This is a genomic window from Pontivivens ytuae, assembly GCF_015679265.1.
Taxonomy (GTDB): Bacteria; Pseudomonadota; Alphaproteobacteria; order Rhodobacterales; family Rhodobacteraceae; genus Pontivivens; species Pontivivens ytuae.
This window is the reverse complement of record NZ_CP064942.1, coordinates 3,085,592-3,094,720: the sequence shown is the minus strand read 5'-3', so window position 1 is coordinate 3,094,720 and position 9,129 is coordinate 3,085,592. Positions and strand designations below refer to the sequence as shown.

Genomic DNA, 9,129 nt, shown 5'->3' with positions numbered 1-9,129 from the left:
TGCGCGGCCCCTCCGGTGTTGCACGCTTTAGCGCATCTCGTTCATCGGGGTGATGCCGAGGATACCAAGTCCCGCCGCGATCACAAGCTGACAGGCCCGGATCAGCGCCAGCCGTGCCCTTGTCGCATCGGCGTCGTCTTGCAGGAAACGCAGGCCCGGCTCGTCGTTCCCGCGGTTCCACAGCGCGTGGAATTCGGAGGCGAGATCGTAGAGGTAGAAGGCCACCCGGTGCGGCTCATGCGTCCGCGCCGCGGTCTCCAACAGGCGCGGCCACTCGGCGATCTTGCCGATCAGCGCCAGCTCCGCCTCGTGGGTCAGATCCGACAGATCCGCCTCGGCCAGCGCGGCGTCATCCGCCGGGATTTCGGCCTTGCCCAGCACGCTGGAAATCCGCGCATGGGCGTACTGCACGTAGAAGACCGGGTTGTCCTTCGACTGCTCCAGCGCCTTGTCGAAGTCGAAATCCAGCGGCGCGTCGTTCTTCCGCGTCAGCATGATGAAGCGGGTGACGTCCTTGCCGACCTCGTCCACCACGTCGCGCAGCGTCACGAACGTCCCCGCCCGCTTGGACATCTTGAAGGGCTCGCCGTTCTTGTAGAGCTTCACGAGCTGCGTGAGCTTGATGTCGAGCGGCACCTCCCCGTCCGACAGCGCGCTGACGGCTGCCTTCATCCGCTTGACGTAGCCGCCATGATCCGCGCCGAACACGTCGATGAGCTGGTGGAAGCCCCGCTCGATCTTGTCGTAGTGATAGGCGATGTCCGGTGCGAAATAGGTCCACGCCCCGTCAGACTTCTTCACCGGCCGGTCCACGTCGTCACCATGCTCCGTCGAGCGGAACAGGGTCTGCTCGCGCGGCTCCCAGTCCTCGGGCAGCTTGCCCTTGGGCGGCTCCAGCACGCCCTGATAGATCAGGCCCTTGTCGTCGAGCGACCGCAGCGCCCCCTCGATCCGGCCCGTGCCGTAGAGCGACTTTTCGGAGAACCACTCGTCCATCTCGACGCCCAGCGCCTCGAGGTCCTCGCGGATCATCTTGAGCATCTCGGCCGTCGCGAACTCGCGCACGACGGGCAACCATTCCTCGTTGTTGTGGCCGAGAAGGCTGTCGCCATGCGCCTCCTTCAGCGCCTCGCCGATCGGGATCAGGTAGTCGCCGGGATAGAGCCCCTCAGCGATCTCCGGCTCCAGCCCGTGCGCCTCGCGATAGCGCTCATAAGCCGACCGCGCGAGCACGTCGACCTGCGCCCCGCCATCGTTGATGTAGTATTCCCGCGTGACGGCGTAGCCCGCGAAGTCGAGCAGGCTCGCCAGCGCATCGCCGAACACCGCGCCCCGCGTGTGCCCGACATGGAGCGGCCCGGTGGGGTTGGCGGAGACATACTCCACGTTGACCTTCTGCCCCGCGCCCATGGACGAGCGCCCGTAATCCGCGCCCGCCTCCAGCACGCTCGGGATCACCCGCTGCCACTGACCTTGGGCAAGCCGCAGGTTCAGAAAGCCCGGCCCCGCGACCTCGGCGCTCGCGATCCGGTCATCGGCGGCGAGCTTGCCGGCCAGCGTCTCCGCGATATCGCGCGGCTTCATCTTCGCCGGTTTGGCGAGCACCATCGCCGCGTTCGTGGCCATATCCCTATGCGCCGGATCGCGCGGCGGCTCCACCGCCACGTTTCGCAGGTCGAGACCCTCGGGCAGCGCCCCCTCGGCCGCCATGGCCTCGAGGCTCTTGAGCACCAGCGTCTTGATCTCGGCAAACAGGTTCATGGGTCTCTCCTTCGCCCGCGCGGTTTAGCACCGGTCGTGCGGAGGTCAACGGATTGGTGTGCGCTTGGTTCGGCAGAGCCGAGGGCCGCGCCCGACCTGGAGGGCGCTTTCGGAACGGGACTGAAAGGTCCGCGCTCTCAAGCATCCATGCCGCGCCGTCTGCTTCCGACATCACCAACGCGCCCTCCGTGTGGAGGTCGGGCGCGGCCCGGCCTATCAGCCGGGCGAAGCAGCCGTTCAGCTCGCCAACGCCTCGGACCTGATCCGGGTCCTTTTGCTGCGGCGCTTCTCCAAATCCAAAAGGTCCCGGCGCTTCGGCCGGGACGGTGAGTGCTGTCACCCCCGTCCCATCGGCCCCCGCAGCTTGCGGTGCTCCTCCAATGCGAAGCGGTCGGTCATGCCCGCAATGTAATCCGCCGCCACCCGCGCGCGGATCGTTTCGGAGCGGGCGTCGCAGGCCGCGTCGCGCCAGTCATCGGGCAGCATGCCGGGGTCGTCCATGAAATCCTCGAAGAGTTCGCGGACCACCCCCGTCGCCTTCCTTCGCATCCGGCGCACCGACCAGTGGCGGTACATGCGCGTGAACAGGAACGCCCGGATCACCTTCAGATCGGCCCAGAGCGCGTCGGAAAAGCGCACCACGGGATGGCCCAGCGCCCGCACCTCCGCAGCACTGCCTGGCGCGGCCTCCCGCAGTAACCGGGCGCTTTCGGAGAGCACATCCTCCACCATCACGCCGAAGACGCGGCGCAGCGCCTCGTGCCGCCGCCGCTCGGGATCAAGCCCCGGCCAGCGCCGGTCCACCTCGGCAAAGCACCGCCCGACGATCGGCAGGTCGCAGATATCCTCCACCGTGAACAGCCCCGCCCGCAGCCCGTCATGCAGATCGTGGTTGTTGTAGGCGATGTCGTCGGAGATCGCGGCGACCTGCGCCTCGGCACCCGAATGGGTCTCCAGCTCCAGATCGTGCCGCGCATCGTAATCGGCCAACGCAAACGGCAGCTCGCCGACCACGGGCCCATTGTGCTTCGCGATCCCCTCCAGCGCCTCCCAGGTCAGGTTGAGCCCGTCCCACTCCGCATAATGGCGCTCCAGATCCGTCACGATCTTCAACGCCTGCGCGTTGTGGTCGAAGCCGCCATAAGGCGCCATGACCTCGGCCAGCGCATCCTCGCCCGTATGCCCGAACGGCGTGTGGCCAAGGTCGTGAGCCAGCGCCACCGCCTCGGCCAGGTCCTCGTTCAGCCCCAAGGTGCGCGACATCGTCCGCGCCACCTGTGCGACCTCCAGCGAATGGGTCAGCCGCGTGCGGAAATAGTCGCCCTCATGCTCCACGAAGACCTGCGTCTTATGCTTCAGCCGGCGGAAGGCCGAGCAATGGATGATGCGGTCGCGGTCGCGCTGGAAGCAGGTCCGATGCGCGCTCCCGGCCTCGGCATGGAGCCGCCCGCGGCTCTCCTCGGGCACGGTGGCATAGGCGGCGTGCATGGCTCCCTCCCTTGCGGCGTGGCCGCGCACGGCCTATTTCGGGGTGAAAGCACGATGCCGTTGAGGACGCAACCGATGGACCTCGCCCTGCCGCCCAAAGTCAGCGACCGCGCCTTCGCGCGCCTCGCGGAGATTAACGCCGAAACCGGTGAGCCCAAGGCCCTGCGCGTGGCCGTGGAGGGAGGCGGCTGCTCCGGCTTCCAGTACGACATCAAGCTGGAGGATACGCCGGCCGCCGACGACCTAGTGCTCGAAAAGGACGGTCAGAAGGTGCTGATCGACGAGGTCTCGCTCCCCTTCCTCGCCAACGCGGTGATCGACTTCACTGAGGAGTTGATCGGCGCGCGCTTCGTCATCGAGAACCCCAACGCCACGTCGTCCTGCGGCTGCGGCACCTCCTTCTCCATGTGAGCAGACGATGTTCGAGATCGCACCGGTCGAGGGAGGGGTCGTCGAACTGACGGTCACAGGCCGGATCGATGCGGATTCGATGCGCGACGGGCTCAACGCGCTCTGGGGCGCGCTGGAACCGGTCGAAAGCGCCCGCCTCCTCCTGCTCTACAACGATTGGGAGCTGCCGACGGCAGGCGCGCTCGCGGTGGAGTTTGGCCAGCTCGGCCGCGCCTTCTCGATCCTCGCGAAGGTCGACCGCGCCGCGCTCGTATCCAACCAGGACTGGCTGCGCCGCGTGGCCGAGATCGAGAGTGCACTGATCCCCGGCCTCGAAATCCGCACCTACGTGCCCGAGGACGAGGCCGCCGCCCGCGCCTGGCTCGCCGAAAGCTGACCCGCTCTCTCTTCCCGAAATATCCCCGCCGGAGGCACCCGCCGCTTGGCCCCCGCGCCGCCGCCCGCTAAGGGAGGGGGAACCGCAGGAGGGCCCCCATGATCGTCGCGAGCTTCAACATCAACGGCATCAAGGCGCGCCTGCCCGCTCTCCTCGACTGGCTGAAGGAGGCCGAGCCCGACATCGCCTGCCTGCAGGAGATCAAGTCGGTCGACGAGGGCTTCCCCCGGCAGGAGATCGAGGATCTCGGCTACAACGTGGAGACCCACGGGCAGAAGGGCTTCAACGGCGTCGCCATCCTCTCCAAACGCCCGATGGAGGATGTGACGAAGGGCCTGCCCGGCGACGACAGCGACGAACAGGCCCGCTATATCGAGGCCACCATCGAAGGCATCCGCATCTGCGGCCTCTACCTGCCCAACGGCAACCCGGCGCCGGGACCAAAGCACGACTACAAGCTCGCCTGGATGAAGCGCCTCCAGGCCCGCGCCGAGGAGCTGCTCGCCTCCGAACAGCCCTTCCTGATGGCGGGCGACTACAACATCATCCCCCAGGCCGAGGATGCGGCCCGCCCCGACGCCTGGCGCGACGACGCGCTCTTCCGCCTCGACAGCCGCGAGGCATGGCGCAACATCGTCCACCTGGGCCTCACAGACGCCCTGCGCGCCACCACGCATGCGCCGGAGACCTACACCTTCTGGGACTACCAGGCCGGCGCGCGGCAGAAGAACGACGGCATCCGCATCGACCATGTCCTGCTCAGCCCGCAACTCGCCGACCGCCTCGCCGCCTGCGAGATCGACGCCCATGTCCGCGACCGCGAGAAGCCGTCGGACCACGTTCCCATCAAGGTGACACTCGAACTCTAGACCCTGCACCCGCGGCCAGCGCCGGATTTGCGTATTTGGACAAAGAAGAAAGCCCCTTCCAGTTTGTCCAAATATCCCCGCTGGAGGCGCACGCCACTTACCCCGCGGTGACGTCGTGGCCGTAGAGCCAGTCGAAGCGCCGCGCCGCAAAGCCTGGGGTCACGGCACCGACCGTGCGCATGCCGAGCTGCACGACCGGACGCACGAGACCGCCGAGATGGTCGAGCCGCCCTTGCGCCACTGCCGCCCGCTGCACCCGTGTCGCTCGGTCGATGCGGCGCGCGGCGTAGGTCTCGAGCCCGTTCAGGCCCTCGGCACCGACCGCGTCGGCCAGCACCCAGGCATCCTCAACGGCCTGCGTCGCGCCCTGCGCGAGGAAGGGCAGCATCGGGTGGCAGGCGTCGCCGAGCAGCACGAGCCGCCCGAGATGCCAGCGCGGCAGCGGTGCATGATCGAAAAGGCCCCAAAGCCAGGTCTGCTCCACCCGCGCAAGCAACGCCTCCGCCGCGTCGTTCCACCCGGCGAAGGTGGCGCGCAGGGTGTCCGGATCGTCCTCCTCGAACCAGCCCTCGCCGCGCCAGTCCGCGCGCCGGGCCACCGCCACCACGTTGGCGAGGGTGCCGCCACGCAGCGCGTAGGTCACGAGGTGCCGGTCGGGCCCGAGCGTGAGCGCCGTCACCGCAGGCTCCGCCGGATCGCGGGTGACCAGCGCGCGCCAAGCGACATGGCCGGTGTAGCGCGGCAGGGAACCCTGCCCGATCTCGGCCCGCAGCGTCGAGCGGATCCCGTCTGCGCCGACCACAATGTCGAAGGCCTTGCCCTCGACCTCGCCCTGCACGGTGCCGCCCGCGGTGATCTCGCGGCCCAGGCGCAGTTCCACGCCCGCCTCCTTCACCGCCGCGGCCAGCACCTCGACAAGGTCCGCGCGGTGCAGGTTGACCATCGGTGCGCCCCAACGGGCGTCGGCCGCCGCGCCCATCGGCAGGCGCATCAGCGGACGGCCTGCGTCGTGATCGCGCAGCTCCACCATTTCGGGCACCACACCCGCCGCCCGCACCGCATCCGCGATGCCGAGGGCGGCCATCACCTTCATCCCGTTGGGGCCGAGTTGCAGGCCCGCCCCCACCTCGCCCAGCTCCGGCGCCCGCTCGAACAGGACCACCTCGCAGCCGCGCCGCGCCAGCGCCAGCGCCGCCGTCAGCCCGCCGATCCCGGCGCCGATCACCGCCGCGCGCCGCACCTCGCCCATCATGCCCTCCATCGAAAAGGGGCGGCCCCGTCCCTCGGAGCCGCCCCTGCAAAATCCGCCACTGCGTCCGCGCTCAGCGGTCGTCGCGGTAGACCCGTTCCTTGCGCTCGTGACGCTCCTGCGCCTCGAGGCTCATCGTCGCGATCGGGCGGGCGTCCAGCCGCTTGAGGCTGATCGGCTCGCCCGTGACGTCGCAATAGCCATAGGTGCCGTCCTCGATCCGGCGCAGGGCCGAGTCGATCTTGGCGACCAGCTTGCGCTGGCGGTCGCGGGTCCGAAGCTCCAGGGCCCGGTCCGTTTCCTCGCTGGCCCGATCGGCGACATCGGGAATGTTGCGCGTCCCTTCCTGCATGCCGACCACCGTATCCTTTGAGTCGGAGAGGAGTTGCGCTTTCCACTCGAGCAGCTTGCGGCGGAAGTACTCGAGCTGACGGTCGTTCATGAAGGGCTCGTCCTCGGCAGGCTTGTAGTCCGAGTCTAGAACCAGTTCCGCTTTCATCGTGATCACCCTACGTTTCCACGTCGAGTAAGAACAATGCCCTGCAGGGCAAATCCCACTCGCCCCATCCCTCTGGTGGCAGGGCATAAAGCGAAAACCTGCCGATGTCACGCTAGAAGTGGTCGCATGGAACGCCCGCATTAATAATGGTTAATGCGCGTTGAAGGGGCCCTCGCGTCACATCGGCGTGAGAGTGCCGGGGCCCGCCGGACGCGGCGTCGCGCCGCGACTCACTCCCGCGCAATTGCACTGAGACGCCCTTCCGTGTCATGCAGCCGGGCGACAGGATCTGAGGAGGGAGAGCCCGGTGAAGTTCGAGGGAACAAAGGATTACGTCGCCACGGGCGACCTGACCGTCGCCGTGAACGCCGCCATCGCGCTCGAACGCCCACTCCTCGTCAAGGGCGAGCCCGGCACCGGCAAGACGGAGCTCGCGCGGCAGGTGGCCGGCGCGCTCGGCGTTCCGATCCTCGAATGGACGGTGAAATCGACGACCAAGGCGCAGCAGGGCCTCTACGAATATGACGCCGTGTCGCGTCTGCGCGACAGTCAGCTCGGTGAGGAGCGGGTCCACGATGTCGCCAACTACATCCGCAAGGGGATGCTCTGGCAGGCCTTCGAGGCGGGCGAGCGCGTGGTCCTTCTGATCGACGAGATCGACAAGGCCGATATCGAGTTCCCCAACGACCTCCTGCAGGAGCTCGACCGGATGGAGTTCCACGTCTACGAGACCGGGGAGACGATCCGGGCGAAGCACCGCCCCATCGTCATCATCACCTCCAACAACGAGAAGGAGCTGCCCGACGCCTTCCTGCGCCGCTGCTTCTTCCACTACATCCGCTTCCCCGATCCGGAGGTCATGGCCGCCATCGTCGAGGTCCACTTCCCTGGCATCAAGCAACGCCTCGTGCGCGAGGCGCTGACCCAGTTCTACGAGATCCGCGAGACGCCGGGTCTGAAGAAGAAGCCCTCGACCTCCGAGGCGCTCGACTGGCTGAAGCTGCTCCTCGTCGAGGACCTGGATCCCGAGGATCTGAAGCGTGAGGGCAAGGACGCGCTGCCCAAGCTCCACGGCGCGCTCCTGAAAAACGAGCAGGACGTTCACCTCTTCGAACGCCTCGCCTTCATGGCGCGCCGGCAAAGCTGAAGGCTCGCGCTTTAGAAAAAATCGAAAATACAGGGTTTTACGGATCAAGAACCTGGTAAGGGGTCCGCTGTTTATTCCGCACATCACATGGGTGGTGCAGTTCGTGGAGTAAACAAGATATGAAAAAGTCCCTGTCCCTTGGCCTTTTCGCTGCCGGCGTCCTGATGGCGGGCGCCGCGCAGGCGGAGAATGTCGATTTCAACTCGACCCTCCTAAATACCTGCCTGATCTCGGTCTCGACCCCGGGTACGCTCGGCGTCAGCGGCGACGGCACCACGCTGGGGTCGGAGAGCGGCGGCGTCGCGGCCACCCTCTCCGTCACCTCCACCGGGTCCAACACCATCAGCATCAGCGCGCCCGCATTGCAGCAGGCGCCCGGCAGCTACGATCCCTCCGGTGAAGTGGTGGCGATCAGCTATACCGGCGTCTCCGGCCTCTCCTCCGTCAACCAGGCCTACACTTCCTCAGCCACCTCCTTCGGCGTCGGCGTGGTGGCAAGCTCCTCGCTGGTCTTCAACGCGCAGGTGACGAATGCCAACGGCTTCCCGGCCGGCGACTACGAACTGCGGACCGTGGTCACATGCGAATAATCGCCCTCGCCCTCCTGCTGGCTGGGATCCTGCAGGCCGGGGCCGCCGCGGCGCTCGGCCTGCAACCCATGCGGGCCGAGGGGGCCACGCCCGGCGGGGCGAAGGCGTTCTACATCAACGTGCTCAATCCGTTCGACTATGCCGTGCAGTACGAACTGACGCTGCTCGAGCCCGACCTGCAGACCCCCGCCGGCCGCGCCGCCATCTCGCGCAGCCTCCTTACCGTCCCGCCCGGCCGTTCGCAGCGGGTCGTTCTCACCTTTGACATCGACGAGGCCAGTGATGAAAGAACTGTCCGGCTCTGCGCGTTCGACCCATCGAATGTGGGTGACGTGCTTGTCCGCGTTTGCGGCACTTATACTGGATACCGGTTCGGCTCGGAGCGACACAGACGGGCTCTTTCTCCCCAGTCAGCCCAGCGGACCGGGGGGCAGTGACAGCTTTCAAAGCGCGCTCGGCGCCCGCTGCTCGCAGTCGGTGAACAGCTCCGGCCCCTATCTCGACATCGGCATCGCCCAGACCGAGGAGGAGAGCCGCGTCGACAGCATCTTCGAGCCGCAGCGCAACAGCGCGACGGCCTATGCCCGCGTCGTCATCCCCTTGGGCCGCAAGCCCGAACGCATCGACTGCATCCGCCTTTACGAGATGGAATTGCGACGGATGGAGCTCGAACTCCAGCTCCTCGAGATGGGCATCCAGTAGACCCGCACCGGAACCCTGCCCCCGGCCTCCACGTTTC

At 67.3% G+C, this 9,129-nt stretch carries 11 protein-coding genes; 7 read left to right on the top strand and 4 right to left on the bottom strand.

Annotation, left to right across the window (positions count from 1 at the left end):
- Nucleotides 1-27: 27 nt before the first annotated feature.
- Both argS and I0K15_RS15250 read right to left on the bottom strand, forming a co-directional pair.
- Nucleotides 28-1,761, bottom strand: a complete 1,734-nt coding sequence (gene argS, locus I0K15_RS15255; protein ID WP_196102358.1) for an arginine--tRNA ligase — start codon at nt 1,759-1,761, stop codon at nt 28-30.
- 336 nt (nt 1,762-2,097) lie between these two features.
- Nucleotides 2,098-3,249, bottom strand: coding sequence for a deoxyguanosinetriphosphate triphosphohydrolase (locus tag I0K15_RS15250; protein WP_196102357.1), 1,152 nt, complete (start codon nt 3,247-3,249; stop codon nt 2,098-2,100).
- A 75-nt stretch (nt 3,250-3,324) separates the two neighbouring features.
- On the opposite strand from I0K15_RS15250, the gene I0K15_RS15245 reads away from it, so the two are divergent.
- From I0K15_RS15245 to xth, 3 genes are all read left to right on the top strand, one after another.
- The gene (locus I0K15_RS15245) at nt 3,325-3,660 is read left to right on the top strand and encodes a HesB/IscA family protein (protein WP_196102356.1); all 336 of its coding nucleotides are present in this window, start codon (nt 3,325-3,327) and stop codon (nt 3,658-3,660) included.
- A gap of 7 nt (nt 3,661-3,667) precedes the next feature.
- Nucleotides 3,668-4,036 carry a SpoIIAA family protein gene (locus I0K15_RS15240; RefSeq protein ID WP_196102355.1) on the top strand — a complete coding sequence of 123 codons (369 nt, stop codon included), beginning with the start codon at nt 3,668-3,670 and terminating at the stop codon, nt 4,034-4,036.
- 98 nt (nt 4,037-4,134) lie between these two features.
- Nucleotides 4,135-4,905, top strand: a complete 771-nt coding sequence (xth, locus tag I0K15_RS15235; protein ID WP_196102354.1) for an exodeoxyribonuclease III — start codon at nt 4,135-4,137, stop codon at nt 4,903-4,905.
- A 97-nt stretch (nt 4,906-5,002) separates the two neighbouring features.
- Here xth and I0K15_RS15230 read toward each other — a convergent pair whose 3' ends face one another.
- Both I0K15_RS15230 and dksA read right to left on the bottom strand, forming a co-directional pair.
- Nucleotides 5,003-6,154 carry an FAD-dependent oxidoreductase gene (locus I0K15_RS15230; RefSeq protein ID WP_196102353.1) on the bottom strand — a complete coding sequence of 384 codons (1,152 nt, stop codon included), beginning with the start codon at nt 6,152-6,154 and terminating at the stop codon, nt 5,003-5,005.
- 73 nt (nt 6,155-6,227) lie between these two features.
- A complete protein-coding gene (gene dksA / locus I0K15_RS15225; protein ID WP_196102352.1) occupies nt 6,228-6,653 on the bottom strand; it encodes an RNA polymerase-binding protein DksA in 426 nt (141 codons plus the stop codon).
- A gap of 307 nt (nt 6,654-6,960) precedes the next feature.
- On the opposite strand from dksA, the gene I0K15_RS15220 reads away from it, so the two are divergent.
- The 4 genes from I0K15_RS15220 (at nt 6,961) to I0K15_RS15205 (ending at nt 9,092) form a co-directional block, all read left to right on the top strand.
- A complete protein-coding gene (locus tag I0K15_RS15220; RefSeq protein ID WP_196102351.1) occupies nt 6,961-7,800 on the top strand; it encodes an AAA family ATPase in 840 nt (279 codons plus the stop codon).
- 119 nt (nt 7,801-7,919) lie between these two features.
- The gene (locus I0K15_RS15215; protein WP_196102350.1) at nt 7,920-8,390 is read left to right on the top strand and encodes a hypothetical protein; all 471 of its coding nucleotides are present in this window, start codon (nt 7,920-7,922) and stop codon (nt 8,388-8,390) included.
- On the top strand, nt 8,381-8,827 hold the full coding sequence (locus I0K15_RS15210) for a hypothetical protein (protein ID WP_196102349.1): 447 nt from the start codon (nt 8,381-8,383) through the stop codon (nt 8,825-8,827). Before I0K15_RS15215 ends, I0K15_RS15210 begins: the two co-directional genes overlap by 10 nt.
- 40 nt (nt 8,828-8,867) lie before the next feature.
- A complete protein-coding gene (locus tag I0K15_RS15205) occupies nt 8,868-9,092 on the top strand; it encodes a hypothetical protein (RefSeq protein WP_196102348.1) in 225 nt (74 codons plus the stop codon).
- Nucleotides 9,093-9,129: the final 37 nt, after the last annotated feature.